The 18,970-nt window shown below is 66.1% G+C and carries 18 protein-coding genes and 1 tRNA gene; 11 read left to right on the top strand and 8 right to left on the bottom strand.

The features are described 5' to 3' along the window. The first annotated feature begins 7 nt into the window (after positions 1–7). Together LDB29_RS01565 and LDB29_RS01560 are read left to right on the top strand one after the other, a co-directional pair. The gene (locus tag LDB29_RS01565) at positions 8–1,000 is read left to right on the top strand and encodes a type II secretion system F family protein (RefSeq protein ID WP_025547806.1); all 993 of its coding nucleotides are present in this window, start codon (positions 8–10) and stop codon (positions 998–1,000) included. Positions 1,001–1,133: 133 nt separating this feature from the next. Then, positions 1,134–1,565: a DUF2147 domain-containing protein gene (locus LDB29_RS01560; RefSeq protein WP_025547804.1), complete on the top strand. Its 432-nt coding sequence runs from the start codon at positions 1,134–1,136 to the stop codon at positions 1,563–1,565. 293 nt (positions 1,566–1,858) lie between these two features. On the opposite strand, the gene def is transcribed toward LDB29_RS01560, so the two are convergent. Then, positions 1,859–2,389 (bottom strand): peptide deformylase, encoded by a 531-nt coding sequence (def, locus tag LDB29_RS01555; protein ID WP_025550411.1) that lies wholly within the window; start codon positions 2,387–2,389, stop codon positions 1,859–1,861. Positions 2,390–2,437: 48 nt separating this feature from the next. Then, positions 2,438–3,034 carry a recombination mediator RecR gene (recR, locus tag LDB29_RS01550; RefSeq protein ID WP_257555804.1) on the bottom strand — a complete coding sequence of 199 codons (597 nt, stop codon included), beginning with the start codon at positions 3,032–3,034 and terminating at the stop codon, positions 2,438–2,440. 125 nt (positions 3,035–3,159) lie between these two features. Between recR and fmt the strand changes: the two genes are divergently transcribed. Together fmt and truA are read left to right on the top strand one after the other, a co-directional pair. Further along, a complete protein-coding gene (gene fmt, locus LDB29_RS01545; protein ID WP_025550415.1) occupies positions 3,160–4,068 on the top strand; it encodes a methionyl-tRNA formyltransferase in 909 nt (302 codons plus the stop codon). Between the two features lie 4 nt (positions 4,069–4,072). Continuing rightward, positions 4,073–4,819 (top strand): tRNA pseudouridine(38-40) synthase TruA, encoded by a 747-nt coding sequence (gene truA, locus LDB29_RS01540; RefSeq protein WP_025550417.1) that lies wholly within the window; start codon positions 4,073–4,075, stop codon positions 4,817–4,819. 32 nt (positions 4,820–4,851) lie between these two features. Here the strand turns inward: truA and LDB29_RS01535 are convergent, their stop codons facing one another. Continuing rightward, on the bottom strand, positions 4,852–5,571 hold the full coding sequence (locus LDB29_RS01535) for a queuosine precursor transporter (RefSeq protein WP_025550419.1): 720 nt from the start codon (positions 5,569–5,571) through the stop codon (positions 4,852–4,854). A gap of 86 nt (positions 5,572–5,657) precedes the next feature. Here LDB29_RS01535 and LDB29_RS01530 point away from each other — a divergent pair. After that, positions 5,658–5,734, top strand: a tRNA-Arg gene (locus tag LDB29_RS01530). A 12-nt stretch (positions 5,735–5,746) separates the two neighbouring features. On the opposite strand, the gene LDB29_RS01525 is transcribed toward LDB29_RS01530, so the two are convergent. The 3 genes from LDB29_RS01525 to fsa all read right to left on the bottom strand — a co-directional run bounded on the left by LDB29_RS01525 (position 5,747) and on the right by fsa (position 9,065). Then, the gene (locus LDB29_RS01525) at positions 5,747–7,768 is read right to left on the bottom strand and encodes an acyltransferase family protein (RefSeq protein ID WP_257555800.1); all 2,022 of its coding nucleotides are present in this window, start codon (positions 7,766–7,768) and stop codon (positions 5,747–5,749) included. A gap of 193 nt (positions 7,769–7,961) precedes the next feature. Continuing rightward, positions 7,962–8,306: an antibiotic biosynthesis monooxygenase gene (locus LDB29_RS01520; RefSeq protein ID WP_025550459.1), complete on the bottom strand. Its 345-nt coding sequence runs from the start codon at positions 8,304–8,306 to the stop codon at positions 7,962–7,964. A 105-nt stretch (positions 8,307–8,411) separates the two neighbouring features. Beyond that, positions 8,412–9,065, bottom strand: coding sequence for a fructose-6-phosphate aldolase (gene fsa, locus LDB29_RS01515; RefSeq protein ID WP_025550461.1), 654 nt, complete (start codon positions 9,063–9,065; stop codon positions 8,412–8,414). Positions 9,066–9,208: 143 nt separating this feature from the next. Between fsa and LDB29_RS01510 the strand changes: the two genes are divergently transcribed. Genes LDB29_RS01510 through LDB29_RS29265 form a run of 3 tightly spaced genes read left to right on the top strand, consistent with a single transcriptional unit; the run spans position 9,209 to position 12,264 of the window. Then, a complete protein-coding gene (locus LDB29_RS01510; RefSeq protein ID WP_025550463.1) occupies positions 9,209–9,874 on the top strand; it encodes a DUF2490 domain-containing protein in 666 nt (221 codons plus the stop codon). A gap of 48 nt (positions 9,875–9,922) precedes the next feature. Then, complete coding sequence (locus LDB29_RS01505) at positions 9,923–12,094, top strand: primosomal protein N' (protein ID WP_099186344.1); 2,172 nt, start codon at positions 9,923–9,925, stop codon at positions 12,092–12,094. After that, positions 12,022–12,264, top strand: coding sequence for a DUF1289 domain-containing protein (locus LDB29_RS29265; RefSeq protein WP_306812478.1), 243 nt, complete (start codon positions 12,022–12,024; stop codon positions 12,262–12,264). Before LDB29_RS01505 ends, LDB29_RS29265 begins: the two co-directional genes overlap by 73 nt. Here the strand turns inward: LDB29_RS29265 and LDB29_RS01495 are convergent. Together LDB29_RS01495 and ada are read right to left on the bottom strand one after the other, a co-directional pair. Continuing rightward, positions 12,233–13,678, bottom strand: a complete 1,446-nt coding sequence (locus LDB29_RS01495; RefSeq protein ID WP_052816772.1) for a M48 family metallopeptidase — start codon at positions 13,676–13,678, stop codon at positions 12,233–12,235. The two genes, LDB29_RS29265 and LDB29_RS01495, sit on opposite strands and share 32 nt — an antisense overlap. Positions 13,679–13,811: 133 nt before the next feature. After that, entirely contained in the window at positions 13,812–14,873 is a 1,062-nt protein-coding gene (gene ada / locus LDB29_RS01490; protein ID WP_048576179.1) for a bifunctional DNA-binding transcriptional regulator/O6-methylguanine-DNA methyltransferase Ada, read from the bottom strand. A gap of 118 nt (positions 14,874–14,991) precedes the next feature. On the opposite strand from ada, the gene LDB29_RS01485 reads away from it, so the two are divergent. From LDB29_RS01485 to atpA, 3 genes are all read left to right on the top strand, one after another. After that, positions 14,992–16,542, top strand: a complete 1,551-nt coding sequence (locus tag LDB29_RS01485; protein ID WP_025551224.1) for a S1C family serine protease — start codon at positions 14,992–14,994, stop codon at positions 16,540–16,542. A gap of 215 nt (positions 16,543–16,757) precedes the next feature. After that, positions 16,758–17,312 carry a F0F1 ATP synthase subunit delta gene (locus LDB29_RS01480; protein WP_025551226.1) on the top strand — a complete coding sequence of 185 codons (555 nt, stop codon included), beginning with the start codon at positions 16,758–16,760 and terminating at the stop codon, positions 17,310–17,312. Positions 17,313–17,322: 10 nt separating this feature from the next. Next, on the top strand, positions 17,323–18,852 hold the full coding sequence (atpA, locus tag LDB29_RS01475; RefSeq protein ID WP_044661763.1) for a F0F1 ATP synthase subunit alpha: 1,530 nt from the start codon (positions 17,323–17,325) through the stop codon (positions 18,850–18,852). Positions 18,853–18,970: the final 118 nt, after the last annotated feature.

Raw genomic sequence — 18,970 nt, 5'->3', positions numbered from 1 at the left:
CGACAAGATGGAAAGCACACCCGTCCCCGCCGGCACCCTCTTCGGCCTGACCGCCACCGATTTCGGCACGCTGCTCGCCGCCCTGGCGACACTGGCGACGCTGTTCGCGCTTTATGCGGTCATGACCGTGCGCGATCCGATGGCAAAGCGCGTCAAGGCGCTCAACGAACGGCGCGAACAGCTGAAGGCCGGCATCACCGCCTCCACCGCGCGCCGCCGCGCCAAGCTGGTGAAGAAGAACCAGACGACCGACCAGATGCGGTCGCTCCTCTCCAGCCTGAAGGTGCTGCAGGACGATCAGCTCAAGGAAGCGCAGATCAAGCTGGCCCAGGCCGGCATCCGGTCGAAGGACTGGGCGGTCGCGGTGATCTTCGGCCGCATGATCCTGCCGATCGTCATCGGCGGCATGGCGGCGCTGCTGCTCTATGCGGTGGGCATCTTCCCCGAATGGGGCGGCGCGAAGCGCTTCATGGCGTTCGCCGGCGCGTTGCTGCTGTCCTACAAGGCGCCCGACATCTTCATCGACAACAAGATCCAGAAGCGTTCCGCCGCGATCCGCAAGGGGCTGCCCGACGCGCTGGACCTGCTGGTGATCTGCGCCGAGGCTGGATTGACCGTCGACGCCGCCTTCAGCCGCGTCGCCCGTGAACTGGGCAAGGCCTATCCGGAACTGGGCGATGAATTCCACCTGACCGCCATCGAACTCAGCTTCCTTACGGAGCGGCGCATGGCCTTCGAGAACCTGGCCACCCGCGTCAAGCTGGACGCGATCAAGGGCGTGGTCACGACCATGATCCAGACGGAAAAATACGGCACGCCGCTGGCTTCGGCTCTGCGCGTGCTGTCCGCCGAATTCCGCCACGAACGCATGATGCGTGCCGAGGAAAAGGCCGCGCGCCTGCCCGCGATCATGACCGTGCCGCTGATTCTCTTCATCCTGCCGACCCTGTTCGTCGTCATCCTGGGTCCGGCCGCCTGCTCGATCAGCCAGGCCTTCTAAAATTTTGAAGGGGCGCAGGCGCGTTGCCGTAGCGTCCCTTCGAACGCCCGCGAAAGCCGCTGATTTTCCGCCTTGGCGAAGCGGCCGATCCTGCCCTATCCCCTTTTGCAAAGACGCAAATCCGGAGAGGTCCATGGTCGCCATCACCCGCATCGCCGCCCGCGCCGCGCTGCCCATCCTGCCCCTGTTCGCCGCCCTGCCCGCGCAGGCCGCCCAGCCCATCACCGGCCGCTGGGCCACGGTCGACGGCAAGGCCATCGTCCAGATCGCCCCCTGCGGCAAGACGCTCTGCGGGCGGATAGAAAAGATCGTGAAACCCACCCCCGGCCGCCCCCAGACCGACATCAAGAACCCCGATCCGGCCCAGCGCGGCAAGCCGCTGACCGGCCTGGCGCTGCTCACCGGCTTTGCCGACGCGGGCGATCTGTGGAAAGGGTCGATCTACGATCCGGAAAGCGGCAAGACCTATAACAGCAAGGTCAGCCGAAACGGCGACGGCACGTTGAAGGTGCAGGGTTGCATCATGATGTTCTGCAAGACCCAGACATGGACGCCCGTGCGCTGATCGGCTGACCTCTTTTTGGATGAATCCAGCCCTTCCACCCCGCAGGCGGGAGGGGGTGAGCCAGCGCGACATCTGCGGAGATTCCCAACCGCCAGGCCGGAAACTCGCTACGCTCACCCTCCGCCTCCCGCCCAAAAACGAAATGCCCCGGCCAAGGCCGGGGCATTTCGTTTTAGAGCAGATTCCGATCCGATTGCATCGGCTCGACTGCTCTCAGTTTTTGTTTTGTCGCGTTTTCCGAGTCAGCAGATGATTCCATCTGCTTGGAAAACGCTCTAGCTCTGCCGCTGGGATCAGGCCGCCTTGCGCGCCTTGGTCAGCTTCTTCATCAGCATGTCCCGCTTCAACCGCGACAGATGGTCGATGAACAGCACGCCCTGCAGATGATCCATCTCATGCTGGAGGCAGGTGGCCAGCAACCCTTCCAGCCGCTCCTCATGGATGCGTCCGTCCCTGTCCATCCAGCTCGCGCGGATGCTCGCCGGCCGCTCCACTTCCGCAAACTGGTCGGGGACGGACAGGCAGCCCTCATTATAGACCGACAGGTCCTCCGATCCTTCCAGGATTTCCGGATTGATGAACACCATCGGCTTCCTGACCGGCGGCGCGCCCTCCTCATCGGATTCGGGTTCCTGCAGGTCGATCACCAGCACCCGCTTGGGCACGCCCACCTGGATCGCGGCCAGGCCGATGCCCGGCGCGTCGTACATGGTTTCGAACATGTCGTCGATCAGACGCTGCAAATCTTCATCGATCGCCTCCACCGGAGACGAGATGGTACGCAGGCGCGGATCGGGCGCCTCCAGGATGGGAAGAATGGCCATGGAACCAAAATAATCGGACGGCCGGAAAATTTCAAGCGACCGCCACATTCACCCGACGGGGCGTCGCGCCCTCAGCGCCTGGGCCAATGTCCCCTCGTCCAGATAGTCCAGTTCCCCGCCCACCGGCACGCCATGCGCCAGTTGCGTCAGGCGCACGGGAAAACGCTCCAGCCGTACGGCCAGATAATGGGCGGTGGTCTGTCCCTCCAGCGTCGCGTTCATCGCCAACACCACCTCGTCTATGCCGCCGGCCTCCACCCGCGCGACCAGCGCATCGATGGACAGGTCCTCCGGACGCACGCCTTCCAGCGCAGACAGCCGACCGCCCAGCACATGGAATCGCCCCGGGAACAGTCGCGACTTGTCGAGCGCCCACAGGTCCGCAACATCCTCCACGACGCAAAGCGCCCGCGCATCCCGGCGCGGATCGGCGCAGATGCCGCAGGGATCGAGGGTATCGACATTGCCGCACAGGCTGCATGTCTCCAGCCGTTCGTTCACCGCATCCAGGGCGCGCAGCAGCGGCTCCAGCGCGGATTCCCGCTTCTTGAGCAGGTGCAGCACGGCACGCCGCGCCGAACGCGGGCCAAGGCCGGGCAGGCGGGACAGCGCCTGCGTCAGCGCTTCGATCTCGGGAGAAGCCATGGAACCGGAATAAGGGCTTGCAAGTCGCGGACACAAGGGGTTTGAGAGGCGTCTTCGGAAATACGCCTCCCAGCGCATTTCAGAGGCGGCGCCGGCCGGCGCCGAAACCCAACAAAAGGCCCGCCATGCGCATCGTTTATATGGGAACCCCGGATTTCGCCGTGCCGGCCCTGGCGGCATTGGCAAAGGCCGGGCATGACATCGTCGCCGCCTACAGCCAGCCGCCCCGCCCGGCCGGACGCGGCAAGGCGCTCCGTCCGTCCCCCGTCCATGCGAGGGCGCTGGAAATGGGCTTAGAGGCGCGCACGCCGGTTTCGCTGAAGGATGCCGGGGTGCAGGCCGCCTTCGCCGCGCTGAACGCCGATGTGGCGGTGGTCGCCGCCTATGGCCTGATCCTGCCGCGCCCGATCCTGGAGGCGCCGCGCCTGGGCTGCATGAACATCCACGCTTCCCTCCTGCCTCGCTGGCGCGGCGCTGCGCCGATCCAGCGCGCCATCCTCGCTGGCGACAATGTCACGGGTGTCACCATCATGGACATGGAGGCAGGGCTGGACACCGGCCCGATGCGCGCCAAGCATGTGACGCCCATAGAGGACAAGACCGCCGGCGCGCTGACGCAGGAACTGGCCGAAGCCGGCGCGGAACTGATGGTGGAGGTGCTGGACGACCTCTCTCTCCACCCGCCTGTCGCCCAGCCGGAGGAAGGCGTCACCTACGCCTCCAAGATCGAAAAGGCGGAATCGCGGATCGATTTCAGCCGCGACGCGCATCAGGTCGAACGGCAGGTGCGCGCCTTCAACCCCATGCCGGGCGCCTTCTTCGAATATCGCGGCGAACGGTTCCGCATCCTCGCCGCCCATGTCGAGGAGAATGACGGCCCGGCGGGCGAGTTGCTCGACAACAGCCTGCTGATCGGCTGCGGCCATGGCAGCATCCGCCCGACGCTGATCCAGCGCGCTGGCAAGGGCGCGATGTCGGCGGGCGAATTGCTGCGCGGCTATGACATGCCTGCCGGCAGCCGGATCGACGCCTGACCCCATGACCCGTTTCGCCTTCACCGTCGAATTCGATGGCCGACCCTTCATGGGCTGGCAGCGGCAGGCCCATGGGCCGAGCGTGCAGCAGGCGATGGAGGACGCCATCTTCGCCGTCACGGGCGAACAGGTCGCCGTCCATGCGGCGGGGCGGACCGATGCCGGCGTCCACGGCCTTGGCATGCGCGCCCATGCCGACATTGCGAAGGACATCGCGTCCTTCCGCCTGATGGAGGCGCTGAACGCGCTTCTCCGGCCGGCGCCGGTCGCGATCCTTGCCTGCGAGGCCGTGGCGGACGACTGGCATGCGCGCTTCTCCTGCACCGGCCGCTCCTATGTCTATCGCATCGCCAACCGCCGCGCGCCGCTGACCTGGGAAAATGGGCTGGTCTGGCGGGTGATCCAGCCGCTGGATGCGGACGCGATGCAGCAGGCCGCGCAACTGCTGGTCGGTCGGCACGACTTCACGACCTTCCGCTCGGTCCACTGCCAGGCGGAAAGTCCGGTGAAGACGCTGGACCGGCTGGATGTGGAGCGTGCGGGCGACCGCCTCGCCATCCATGCGGAGGCGCGGTCCTTCCTGCACCATCAGGTGCGGTCGATGGTGGGATGCCTTGCCATGGTGGGCATGGGGCGCTGGTCGATAGGCGATCTGGAGGCGGCGCGGGACGCGAAGGACCGGGCGGCCCTGGGATTGAACGCGCCGCCCGACGGACTCTACTTCGTGAGGGCGCGTTACCCGGGCGAGTAATCATGCTCCTGCGCAGGCAGGAACACTACATCCTAGAGGCTTGCCCGGAACGGCGTGAAATTCGTGCCCTCGTCGAAAACGTCCAACCCCTCCGCGCGCTTGAGGCGATTGACCACCACATAGGTCACGGGCGTCAGCACCGCTTCCCACGTCACCTTCATCAGCCAGTTGGTGACCATCACCGTCGCCACCTGCGCGTTGGTCCAGTCTCCATAAAAGGCGAGCGGATAGAAAAGCAGGCTGTCCACCCCCTGCCCCACTACCGTCGATCCGATGGTCCGCATCCACAAGTGCCTGCCCTGCGTCAGCAGCTTCATCTTGGCGAGGACGAAGCTGTTGGCGAACTCACCCGCCCAGAAGGCGGTGACGGAGGCAAAGACGATGCGCCACGTGCTGCCGAACACGGCCTCATAGGCCTTCTGGTCCGGCCATCCCTCCGCCGGAGGCAGCTTCACCACTACCCAGCTCATCAGCGCCATGAACAGCATCGCGCCAAAGCCCGCCCAGACGCATCGCCGCGCCCGCGCATAGCCATAGACTTCCGTCAGCACGTCGCCCAGCACATAGCCCAAAGGAAAGAAGAGGATGCCCGCGCCAAAGGTGAAGCCGCCCAGCGTCGACAGCTTCGCCGCGCCGATCAGGTTGGACAGCAGCAGGATCGCGACGAAACCGGCCATGCAGAAATCGAAATAGCGCAATGGGCGCGCACCCAGCGCATAGGCGTCGATTTTCCTTACCCCCGCATCGCTCATGCGCCCTTGCATATCGGGCCGGCGCGCAAATGCAATGCCGCCCATGATTGCAAGCCGGTCAAAGCCCCGCTATCGAACGCGCCGACGGCCCCGTAGCTCAGCTGGATAGAGCATTCGCCTTCTAAGCGAATGGTCACAGGTTCGAATCCTGTCGGGGTCGCCATTTTCCGCCAGTTCAGCGCTTTTCGGGGCGGCCGGCCCGTTCCCGGATCGGCCGCATCGCTTCATGGACCATGCCGCTCAGCAGCAGGCTGCCCTGCCGCGACAGATGGTCGTCGTCGGAATAAAGCGGCACGCCATGCATCATCGTCGCGCAATGGCCGGTGCCGCAGAGCAGGCGGTGCGGATAGACGACGCCGGCCGCGAAGCGCCGCCGCATCTCGTCAAAGGCGCCGAACACGTCGCGCTGCCGCCGCAGATAATCCGCCAGCGGCAGGTCCAGTTGCGCCGGTTCGCTGTAGAGTTCCGCCCGCGCAAGGCTTTCCGGCACGTTGCGGCGGAATTCCGGAATGGGCGCGACCAATATGACCCGCTTGCCCATGCCGGTCAGTGTCCGCACCGTTTCCTTCAGCCCCGCGCGAAACAGCAAAGCGTCGCGCTTGAGGCTCCGGTCGTCATTCCCGTCCCGGCCGAGATAGCAGGGCGTGCCGCCTTCGGGGCGGCGTCCGTTGGCGCACAGACCCCAGCGGGACACCAGGAAGACCGTGTGGATCGTCGGACTGTCGCGCAGCATCGCCAGCACCTGCGCGTTGAAGGCGCTGCAATCATGGCTGGCGGGCTGGTCCAGCCGATCCAGCCCCAGCAGGGTGGGGCAGGCAGGATAGGATGCGATCCGTCCGGACAGACCCAGCGCATCGCCTGCCTGATCGAATGCGGGTTTCAGCGCATGGGCGTGGGAATCGCCCCAGAGCAGGAAACTGGGCGCCGTGCCGTTATGCGCGCCCACCGCGCACAGCGCCCGGTGCCGCACCGCCGCCATGCCCGAACAGCGCTCCGGCAGATAGGCCATGCTCCGGCTCGCCGCATCGAGCGCGGCGACGGAGGGCGCCACTCGCGCAGGCAGGCCGCCGGACAGGTAGAGCAGCGCGCCCGCTCCGCACCCCGCCGCCATCATCGCGCCGGCGAGCGCGAAGGCGCGGCCTGCCGTGAAGCGACGGGCCCGGCGGAACGGCTCCTCGATGAAGCGCCAGGAGAAAGCGGCGAGGAGGAGTGAGAGCAGGATGATGAGCAACTGCTCCCGCAACCGCCAGTCGCCGTCCGTGCGATAGGTCCAGAAGACGACAAGCGGCCAGTGCCACAGATAGAGCGAATAGGAGATGCGGCCGACCGCCACGGGCATCGCGCCGCCCAGCAGATGGCTGACCGCCGACCCGCTCTGCCCCGCATGCAGGATCAGTAGCGCCCCCAGCACCGGGTAAAGCGCGTTCAGCCCCGGAAAGGCCGTCGCGCTGGAAAAGCCGAACAGCGCCCAGCCGATCGACGCCACCCCCGCCAGCGCGCAGAGCTGCGCCGCCCAACGGTTCCGCAGCGGCGGCAGCATATCCGTCGCCAGCAACGCGCCCGCCAGCAACTCCCAGGCGCGGGGAAAGGGAAGGTAGAAGGCCAGCACCGGCGCACGGTCGATCAGCAGCAGCGCCGTGGCGAAGGACAGAAGCGCCGCCACCCCCAGCAGGAGCCGCGTCCGCCCGCCCGCCCGAAAGGCACACAGCATCAGCAGCGGGAAGAGGATGTAGAATTGCTCCTCCACCGCCAGCGACCATGTGTGCAGCAGCGGCGCTTCTTCCGCGGCGCTGCCGAAATAGCCGCTATGCCGCGCGAAATGGAGGTTGCTGGCGAACAGCACCGTCGCCGCGGCGCTCAGGCCAAGCGCGCGATAGTCCAGCGGCAGCAGGATCTGGCTGCCGGCGATGATGGTGACGGCGATGGTCGCGAACAGGGCGGGGAATATCCGGCGGATGCGCCGCACATAGAAATCGGTGAGGCTGAACCGGCCTTCCGCCAGCTCCCGCGCAATGATCGAGGCGATCAGATAGCCGGAGATGACGAAGAAGATGTCGACGCCAATGAAACCTCCGGAAAAGGGCCAGAGGCGGACATGATAGAACAGCACCGGCAGCACCGCCAATGCGCGCAGCCCATCGATGTCGCGCCGATAGGCAACGGACGGGCTGGCCTCCAGCGCGGTCGGCGCGGGCAAGGCCGGACAGGATGCGCTGGCGGCGATGCTTTCCCTCCTCTTTTCCGGGATCTGGCAGGCGCTGATGGTGATAGAGCCTGTCTCGACCGGCGCATCGGCGCATCGGGACAGCCGCCAGGGTCAAAGGTGTTAGGGGGCTGGCTGGAAGACGCAAGGAAGGGACGCGCAAGGGAGGCGCGCCTAGTCCGATCGGTCAGTCGCCGCCGCCACGCCCCTCCGCTGAACGCAACAGCAGGTCGTCGGTCACCGTCATGGTGAAGATGGGATCGGCGTCCGGCGGCACCTCCGCTATGGCGTCGACGAAGGCGGCGCGCGTCTCGGGATCGTCATAGACCATCTTCTGATCGAAAGCCGCGCGCCAGCTCGCTTCGTCCGGCCATTCGGCATAGCCGACGAAGCGCCCGTCGGCATCGCGATGCAGGCGTGAACCGTAGCTGCCATATTTTTCGCGGATCAGGTCGGTTCCCCGGCGCCAGGCCTTGCGGAACTGATCCTCCTTGCCGGGGTGAACGCGCCACCAATAGACCGCGACGAACATCGTGCCTCTCCTTTGCGCAGGAGAATGACGCTCCCCGGCGAAGGTTGCGACAAAAAAGGCGCGCAGGACCGGCCTGCGCGCCCTTCCTCAAACCCCCAACTCGGATCAGAGGACCGACTGGCCGGTCTTTTCCCAGTCCGCCAGGAAGCCGGCAATGCCCTTCTCGGTCAGCACATGGTTGAACAGCGCCTTGATGACGGACGGCGGCGCGGTCATCACGTCGGCGCCGATCTTCGCGCTTTCCAGCACATGGATCGGGTGACGCACGCTTGCGACCAGGATTTCCGTGGCGAAGGAATAATTGTCGTAGATCAGGCGAATGTCCTCGATCAGCTTCATGCCGTCGAAGCCATTGTCGTCATGTCGCCCGACGAAGGGCGAGATGAAGGTCGCGCCCGCCTTGGCCGCCAGCAGCGCCTGATTGGCCGAGAAGCAGAGGGTGACGTTCACCATCACGCCATCCCCAGTCAGCGCCTTGCAGGTCTTGAGGCCATCGATCGTCAGCGGCACCTTGATGCAGACATTGCCGGCGATCTTCCGCAAGACCGCGGCTTCCTTCATCATCGTCTCATGGTCGAGCGCGACGACCTCCGCCGACACGGGGCCTTCCACGATGCCGCAGATTTCCTCCACCACCTCCAGGAACTTGCGGCCCGACTTGTGGATCAGCGAGGGGTTGGTGGTGACGCCGTCCAGCAGGCCGGTGGCGGCGAGTTCGCGGATTTCATTGGTGTCGGCGGTGTCGACGAAGAACTTCATGGATCTGCTCCGGCAGAGGAAGGGACGAATCGCGTTTCCTTTAGCGGCTCCATGACGGATTAGCCATTATTGCCGGAGGCTGCCCCTTTACCTTCCGCCCGGCGCAACATTATGACGGCGGCACCTTTCCAAAGGACCGATCCATGCCCCGCCGCCAGCGTCCCCGCCACATATCGGACGCGCTGATCTCCGTCGGCCTCCTGGCCGCCTCGCCCGCCTTCGCCGCCAGCCAGGAAAATCAACTGTGGACGACCGAATCGCTGGTCGTGCAGGCAAGCGATTCGGACCTTGTGTCGCTCGACCTCAGCCAGCGCTTCCGCCAGGCATCCTCCAATGGCGGGCAGCAGACGGTGCGCGTCCTGATCGACCATCGCGTCGCCGGGGCGGTGCAGATCGGCGGCGGCGTCGCCTTTTTCCGCTCCGAACCGGAACAGGAAATGCGGCTGTTCCAGCAGGTGACGCTGACGAAAGGCATCTGGATGAGCCGCACCCGCATCGAACAGCGCTTTTTCGATACCACCGACAGGGCAAGCTGGCGGCTGCGACAACGGATGCAGGCTTCGGTGCCGCTGGATGCGGCGAAACGGTGGACGCTGATCGCGGCGGCCGAGCTGATGTTCCACCTGAACCGCGCCCGCCCCGGCGACAGGCCGGGCCTTGCCGTGATGCGCAACCAGATCGGCCTGCGCCATCCGATCGCCAGGGCGCTGGACGCGCAATTGCTCTATATGCGGCAGCAGACGTTCCGCGACGGCCGCCCGGATGCGGTGGCGCACATCCCCTGGCTGACATTGAGCTGGAAAATCTGACGCGCTCCAGGGCTTGCCTCAACCGCCCCTGCCATTAGGGAGAGGGCAATGAGTTCGCGCGCCCGTGTCATCCTGCTGAACGCCGCCCTGGGGCCGCTGGACTATCGCGTGCCGCATGGGATGAACGTCAAGCCCGGCAGCATCGTCGTCGCGCCGCTGGGTCCGCGCCAGATCGTCGGCGTGGTGTGGGACGAGGACAGCTTTCCCGAAATCGAGACGGTGGGCGACAACCGCCTGCGCAACATCGTCGGCCCGGTCGACGCGCCCCCGGTGCCGGAGACGCTGCGCCGCCTGATCGAGTGGACGGCGGATTATTATCTCGCCCCCATCGCCGCCGTGCTGCGCATGACGCTGGCATCCATGGCGGCGCTGGAGGGCGCGCGCACCGTCATCGAATATCGCGCCACGGGCGACCTTCCTGACCGCATGACCGAACAGCGCACCCAGGCGATGGAGCGCATCGGCGAGCGGCAGGGGCTGATCCGCGAGCTGGCGATGATCGGGGGAGTCAGCGACGCGGTGATCCGCGGCCTCATCAAGGCGGGCGCCTTCGAAGCGGTGGAGGTCAGCGTCGACACCCCCTTCCCCATGCCGAATCCCGATCATGCCCCGCCGCTGCTGTCCGATGGGCAAGGCGCGGCCGCCGACCAGTTCATCGAAGCGGTCAGGGAACGGGCCTTCGCCCCCTTCCTGCTCGACGGCGTGACCGGATCGGGCAAGACGGAAGTCTATTTCGAAGCTATCGCCGCCGCTATCCGCGAGGGACGGCAGGTGCTGGTGCTGCTCCCCGAAATCGCGCTGACCGAGCCCTTTCTGGAACGTTTCGAAAAGCGCTTCGGCACGGTCCCCGTCAACTGGCACAGCGGCCTGCGCCAGAGCGAGCGGCGGCGCGCCTGGCGGGCGATCGCGGCGGGCGAGGCGTCGGTGGTGGTCGGCGCCCGCTCCGCCCTGTTCCTGCCCTATCCCAATCTGGGCCTGATCGTGGTGGACGAAGCGCATGAGGCGAGCTTCAAGCAGGAGGATGGCGTCCACTATCATGCCCGCGACGTGGCGGTGATGCGCGGCCTCATCGAGAAATTCCCGGTCATCCTCGCCTCCGCCACCCCCGCCATAGAGACGCGGCATCAGGTCGAGCTTGGCCGCTACAGGGAAATCAAGCTGCCTTCCCGCTTCGGCGGCGCGGCCATGCCGGACATAGAGGGCATCAACCTGCTCACCGACCCGCCGGAGCGTGGCCGCTGGATCGCGCCGCCGCTGGTCCGCGCCATCGACGAGACGATGGAAAAGGGCGAGCAGAGCCTGCTTTTCCTCAACCGCCGGGGCTATGCGCCGCTGACGCTCTGCCGTCATTGCGGCTATCGCTTCCAATGCCCCAATTGCACCGCCTGGATGGTCGAGCACCGGCTGACCCACCGCCTTGCCTGCCACCATTGCGGCCATGTCATCCCCGCCCCGCGCTTCTGCCCGGAATGCAAGGAGGAGGATTCGCTGGTCGCCTGCGGTCCCGGCGTGGAGCGCATCGCCGACGAGGTGAAGGCGCTCTGGCCCAATGCGCGCACCGCCATCGTCACCTCCGACACGCTCTGGTCGCCCGCCAAGGTCGCGGAATTCGTGAAGTCGGTGGAGGCGGGCGCCGTCGACATCATCATCGGCACGCAACTCGTCACCAAGGGCTATCACTTCCCCAACCTGACGCTGGTGGGCGTGATCGATGCCGATCTGGGCCTCGAAGGCGGCGACCTGCGCGCGTCGGAACGCACCTTCCAGCAGATCGTGCAGGTCGCCGGACGCGCCGGGCGCGGGCAGAAACCGGGCCGCGTCTTCATCCAGACCCGCATGCCGGAGGCAGAGGTCATCAAGGCCCTGATCGCAGGCGATGCAGAGCGCTTCTACGAGGTGGAGACGGAGAATCGCCGCCACGCCAACGCCCCGCCCTTCGGCCGCTTCGCCGCGATCATCGTGTCCAGCGAGGATGCGGACGAAGCCGCCGAGGTCGCGCGGCTGATCGGCAAGTCCGCGCCCTCGATCGAGGGGATGCGCGTCTACGGACCCGCCCCGGCCCCGCTTTCCGTGCTGCGCGGGCGGCACCGCCACCGCCTGCTGATCCACGCGACGCGGCAGGTCGACGTGCAGGACGCGATCCGGGAATGGCTGGGCAACCTCAGCTGGAAATCAGGCACAAGGGTGGCGGTCGACGTCGACCCGTACAGCTTCATGTGATGGCCCGAACACCCATGGAAAGCCCCTGCGTCAACATCTGCAAGCTCGACAAGCCCGGGCGGATCTGCACCGGTTGCGGACGGACGACGGACGAAATCCGACGCTGGGCAGGGATGAGCAAGGCCCAGCGCCGCGCGATCATGGAGCGGTTGAAGGGCTTTTCTTCCTAGCGGCCTCGGCATCGAAGCGCTTCTTGAGGGCCAGCGCGGCGTCGCGCGTGCCGGAGGGGTGCGGCGAATAGGCCAGCGGGTCGAGCAGTTGGGATGCCTTGGCATAGTCCCCCCGGAATGCGAGGGCCTGCACATAGGTCATCCGATATTCCGGGCTTTGCGGCAGCAGCAGAAAGGCCTTGGCCAGGCCGTCATAGCCGATGTCCGGCATCAGCCCGCCCTTCATCGCATGATAGCGGTAGAACAGCGCCAGCGGCACCGGGTCTTCCGTATCCGCGCGATTCGCCTTGACGATGGCCTTCAGCGCAGCCTTCCAATCCTCCTCCTTGTCATCGTCCTGCGCCCGCTCCAGCAATGCCCGCGCCCGCGCGCTATAGGCCCGCGACAGTCCGGGATCGAGCGCGATCGCGCGATCGGCGTCGGCCAGCGCCGCGGCCTTCTCCTCCGCCTCCCACTCCGCCTCCGCCAGCAGCGCCAGCGCATAGGCGCTGGACGGGAATTTGGCGGCGGTGGCGCGGATCGCACGGACGATGTCGGGCAAATCTTCGGTGCGGGGATGGTTCATCAGCCGCAATTCATCCTCGATCAGCGCACCCTGCGCCGGATCGACCGGGCCGATCGCGATGGCTCCCACCGTCACTGCGCTGGGATCGAGCCGCGATGCCGACAAGGGACGGCGCATATAGGCCTTCAGGTCCTTTTCCAGCCCCTCGACGCCCCCGGCAAAATAGCCATCCAGCTTCATATCCGGCACGCCGGCCGCCAGATCCTTCAGATAATGGCTGATTTCCGCCCGCCGGTCGGCCTTATACTGGAAATAATGGGTGAGCAGCCAGGCCGTGCCATAATAGCGATCTCCGTCCCGCAGCCCCAGCCCGTCCGTATCGCGGGCGAACAGGTCCTTCAGCGGATAGGGCGAATCCTGCACCAGCGTGGGCGCCCGCGCCATCGGGATGCGGCCGAACTGGATCGACCCGTCCTTGGGGAATTTCACGGCGGAGAAAAATTCCGCGAAACCCTCCACATACCACGCCGGATAAGCCGCCGGGAAATGATGCAGCATGAAATGATGGGTATATTCGTGGAACAATATGTCCTCGGCACCCACATCATAATCGCTCGTCTTCGCGCCCCGCGCCAGGACGGCATAAGCGAAGCGATCCGACGTCGTGTAGAAACCGCCGATATTGGGATTGCGCGCCAGCGCCTTCACCTTGGCGTCGTTGGACAGAAGATAGACATGGACCGGGCTGCCCGCCTCCGGATCGTCGACGCCGGTCACGCGGCGCAACAGGCCGTCGAATTTTTCCAGCTTCTCGGCAAATTCATGCAGCCTGGCTTCGCTGCCGTCGCTCATGATGGTGAAATGCCGGCTGTTCGCCTGCAACCACGCCGCCTGCGCCGTACCCGGCATGATCGCCAACGCGCCCGCCAGGAGCAGCAGCCCCTTCAACACCCGAATCGTCACGCCACCCCCTGCAACGGCGTTGAACCCCGGCGGCACTCATGGCCGACAGTCTGCTGAAAGAAAAGCGAAAAGCGTGGTTTCAGCCCCGGCTTTCGCGCTCCAGCAGGGCCTGCTTGCGCGGCGTGCCATAGGCGTATCCGCCCAGGCTCCCATCGCTCCGCAACACTCGATGGCAAGGGATCAGCACGGCCAGATTGTTGTCGCCGCAAGCCGTCCCGGCGGCCCGCACGGCGCCTGGCCTGCCGATGGCCGCCGCAATTTCGCCATAGGTGCGCGTCTCCCCCGGCGGGATCGCGCGCAAGGCCGCCCATATCGCCTGCTGAAACGCCGTCCCACACACATCCATCGGCAAGTCCGGCGGCTCCGACGGATCGTCGATCAACCGCACGACCTGCGCCGCCAGGGCCGAAAGCCCCTCGTCGGCGGGCAGGATCTCCGCCTTGGGGAAGCGCCGGCGCAAATCCGCCTCATCCTCGTCGAAGCTGATCCGGCAAAGCCCCCGCTCGGTCCCCGCGACCAGCGCTGGCCCCAGGCCGGTCTGCACCACCGCATGGCGAATCGCCACGCCCCGCCCGCCATCCTTCCAGGCGCTGGGCGTCATGCCCAGATGCCGTTCCGCATCGGCATAGGCGCGGCTGGGCGCATTATAGCCCGCCTCATAGATCGCGCCGGTGACGCTGCTCCCCTCCTCCAGCGCGCTTTTCAGCCGTTCGGTGCGCAGCGATCGGGCATAGGCGGCCGGCGTCATCCCCGTTTCGCGCTTGAACAGCCGGTGGAAATGATGCGGCGCATAGCCCGCATGCGCCGCCACCTCCTCCAGCGAGGGCGGGGTCTCGGCGGCAGCGATGAAGGCGATGGCCGCCTCCACCGCCAGCCGGTCGCGCCCGACCTCGTCGGGGCGGCAGCGCAGGCAGGCGCGGAAACCCGCCGCCCGCGCTGCCTCCGGGTCGGCAAGGAAGATCATATTCTCCCGCCGGGGATGCCGCGCCGCGCAGCTCGGCTTGCAATAGATGCCGGTGGTCAGCACAGCGCCCACGAACCGCCCGTCGAAGCTCCGGTCGCGCCCCAGAAAGGCGTCCCAGCAGGCATCTGCGTCCGGCATGGCGTGGATCGGGGCTTCGGGCTGTCTCATCTCGGTCATGAATAAGGGATAGCCGCGCCCGACGCATCAGCCTTCCCGCCGCTTGCGCTCAAAAAGCGGCTCCACGCTTTTTTGCGCATTGCCTCAATCCCACCATCGCATATGAATGCCGCCAACCATGGTCGCACTATTCCGTCGCCTCGCCCCTGTTCTGGCCGCGCTCCTGGCTCTTGCCGGGCCCTCCGGCGCGCATGCCGAACAGCAGGACATCGCAGCCGCCGCCCGCGGCGTTGTCCGCGTCGTGCTGGTCGCGACCAACGGCTCCGACGCCTATTTCGTGGGCCATGGCAGCGGCTTCGCGGTCGCGCCGGACAAGATCATCACCAACGCCCATGTGGTCGAACTGACGCGGGAGGAGAAGGACCTTGTCATCGGCGTCATCCCTTCGGAGGGGACAAAGACCTATGGCGGCCGGATCATCGCCTTCTCGCCCGGCAACGACCTGGCGCTGATCCAGTTGGAGGAAGGCAGCCTGCCGGTCAGCACCTTCTACGCCGGGGCGGTGAGCGACGGGCAGCATGTCACCGCCATCGGCTATCCCGGCACGGTGGACCGCGCGCAGGGCCTTGGCCTCAAGCAACTGGTGGAACCGCTCGGCACGGTGAAGACCAGCGGCACTGTGTCCTCAGGCAGGGCCAGCCAGAATTTCGATACGGTGCTGCACACCGCGCCGCTGGCCGCAGGCAATAGCGGCGGGCCGTTGGTCGACGATTGCGGCCGGGTGCTGGGGGTCAACAGTTTCGGATCGGTCTCCGACGGCAATGATGCGGAGTTCGGCTTCGCCGTGTCCTGGCGGGAAGTCGCCTCCTTCCTGCGGCAGGCCGGCATATCGTCGCTGCACACCGTCGTTCCCTGCCGCTCGATGGCGGAGGCGGACGCCGCCGAAGCCGCCCTCGCCCAGCGGGAGGAAGCGCGGAGCGAGCAATCCGAACGCGCCCGCGCGGACGCTCGCGAAGCCGCGCTGGACAAGGCCCGCGACACGGCCGAACGCGACGTCATTTCCGCCCGGGAAAATGCGATGGCGGGCGCCGCCGTGCTGCTGGCGCTGGCGGTGCTCGGCCTCGGCGCAGGCGGCCTGTTCTACAGCCAGGGCCGGGAACGGCGCGCCACCTGGTGGCTGGCGGGCGGCGGCGTCCTGCTGTTCGCGGCGATCGGACTGTTCTTCCTGAAGCCCAGCTTCTCCAGTATCGAAGAACGCATCGAACTGCCGCAGGACGCGAACGTCATGGGCAACAACGCCTATGCCTGGGCCGGCGACAATGTCTGCCGGGTGGACGTGAATCGCAGCCGGCTCACCATATCCCAACCCAATGACATCGGATTCCACTGGGCGGAGGGAGGCTGCGTCGACGGCGACACCCAATATGTCTCCTCCGGCACCGGCTGGCAGCGCGCGGCCGTTCCCGACGACCATAATTTCGTGACCGTCAGCCGCTTCGATCCGGCAACGGGCACGCTTCGGGTCCAGCGCTGGCTGCCCGACATCGACACCATGGCAAAGGCCCGCGCGCTGGGCGGCGGCGCGATCAAGGGCTGCGGGAGCGATTCTGCCCTGCTGGGGAAAATCGCCACGCTGCAGAACGATCTCGCCGCTCTGCTTCCGGCCCAACCCAATGAACGGATCGTCTACCATTGCCAAAAGGGTCGGCTCACCCCCGAGGGGAAATAAAAGCGGGGCGGCGACCAACGATTCGTCCCATATAAAAACTCAGTCAAATCGCGATGATTTCATACTGACGGTCGAATCGCGTTCCATGGCTTGCATAGTCACAATCCCACTGCTAACCGGCCCCCCAACAGGGGACCGGGACGGACAGAACCGCGCCCCCTTTTTGCATGACCGGCAATTCAAAATGCCAGAATCAAGTGGAGGACGGTAAGCGCGTGGAGACGACCGGCGGTATTCAGGCCAGCCTCAGCGGCCGCTATGCGGTGGCGCTGTTCGATCTGGCCCGCGACGGCAAGACGCTCGACACCGTCGCGGCGAGCTTGGCTGCGCTCAAGGCGGCACTAGCCGAATCGGCCGATTTCAAGGGCCTGGTGAACAGCCCCGTCCTCAGCCGCGACGCAGCGGGTAAGACGATCGCCGCCGTCGCATCCTCCATGGGCCTCGACCCGCTGACGACGAATTTCCTGGGCGTGCTGGCGCAGAACCGCCGCCTTTCCCAGCTGCCCGCGATCATCCGCGCCTATGAGACGCTGCTGTCGAATCACAAGGGCGAGGTTCGCGCCGAAGTGACGAGCGCCCATCCGCTCGACGCCGGACAGGTCAACGCCCTGCAACAGGGCCTGCGCGCCCGCGTCGGCCGCGACGTCGCGCTCGATGCCAAGGTCGATCCCGCGATCCTGGGCGGGCTGGTCGTCAAGATCGGCAGCCAGATGATCGATTCCTCCATCCGCACCCGTTTGAATAGTCTCGCCCACGCGATGAAAGGCTGAAAGGCTGAACATGGATATCAACGCCGCAGAAATTTCGAAGGTCATCAAGGACCAGATAGCCAATTTCGGCACCGAAGCGCAGGTGAGCGAAGTCGGTTCCGTGCTGACCGTGGGTGACGGCATCGCCCGTGTCCATGGCCTCGACAACGTCCAGGCGGGCGAAATGGTCGAGTTCGCCAATGGCGTGCAGGGCATGGCGCTCAACCTGGAAGCCGACAATGTCGGCGTCGTGATCTTCGGCTCGGATGCCGAGATCAAGGAAGGCGACACCGTCAAGCGCACCGGCACCATCGTGGACGTGCCCGTCGGCAAGGGCCTGCTTGGCCGCGTGGTCGACGGCCTCGGCAACCCGATCGACGGCAAGGGCCCGATCCAGTACACCGAACGCAAGCGCGTCGAAGTCAAGGCGCCGGGCATCATTCCCCGCAAGTCGGTGCACGAACCCGTGCAGACCGGCCTCAAGGCGATCGACGCCCTCGTCCCCGTCGGCCGTGGCCAGCGCGAGCTGATCATCGGCGACCGCCAGACCGGCAAGACCGCCGTCGCGATCGACACCTTCATCAACCAGAAGGGCATCAACGCGGGCGACGATGAGAGCAAGAAGCTCTACTGCATCTACGTCGCCGTCGGCCAGAAGCGCTCGACCGTCGCGCAGATCGTCAAGCAGCTCGAAGAAAATGGCGCGATGGAATATTCGATCGTCGTCGCCGCGACCGCCTCGGAACCCGCTCCGCTCCAGTATCTCGCCCCTTACACCGGCGTCACCATGGGCGAATTCTTCCGCGACAACGGCATGCATGCCGTGATCGTCTATGACGACCTTTCCAAGCAGGCCGTCGCCTATCGCCAGATGTCGCTGCTGCTGCGCCGTCCTCCGGGCCGCGAAGCCTATCCGGGCGACGTCTTCTACCTGCACAGCCGCCTGCTGGAGCGCGCCGCGAAGATGAACGACGCCAACGGCGCCGGCTCGCTGACCGCGCTGCCCATCATCGAAACGCAGGCGGGCGACGTGTCGGCCTATATTCCGACCAACGTGATCTCGATCACCGACGGCCAGATCTTCCTCGAAACAAACCTCTTCTATCAGGGCATCCGTCCGGCCATCAACGTCGGCCTGTCGGTGTCGCGCGTCGGCTCCGCCGCGCAGACCAAGGCGATGAAGAAGGTTTCCGGCTCGATCAAGCTGGAGCTGGCCCAGTATCGCGAAATGGCGGCCTTCGCCCAGTTCGGCTCGGACCTCGACGCTTCGACCCAGAAGCTGCTGAACCGCGGTGCGCGCCTGACCGAACTGCTCAAGCAGGCCCAGTTCTCGCCCCTGCCCTTCGAAGAGCAGACGGCGTCGATCTTCGCGGGCACCAATGGCTATCTGGACAGCATCCCGGTCAAGGACGTGACGCGCTATGAAGAGCTGATGCTCGCCTATCTGCGCCACGACCATCCCGAGGTGCTGGCCGCCATCCGCGACAGCAAGGATCTGGGCGACGAGCCCAAGGCGAAGCTGAAGGCCGCGCTGGACTCGTTCGGCAAGACCTTCGCATAACGCACCACCCCGTCATTCCCGCGAAAGCGGGAACCCATCTCCCGACCGAGCGCCCAGACGCAACGCAAGGGAGATGGCCCCCCCACGGGGATGACGGGTGAAAAAGGAAGAGAACCGC

This window comes from Sphingobium sp. CFD-2 (genome assembly GCF_024611135.1).
GTDB classification, from domain to species: Bacteria; Pseudomonadota; Alphaproteobacteria; order Sphingomonadales; family Sphingomonadaceae; genus Sphingobium; species Sphingobium fuliginis.
This window is presented reverse-complemented; position numbering and strand designations above follow the sequence as displayed.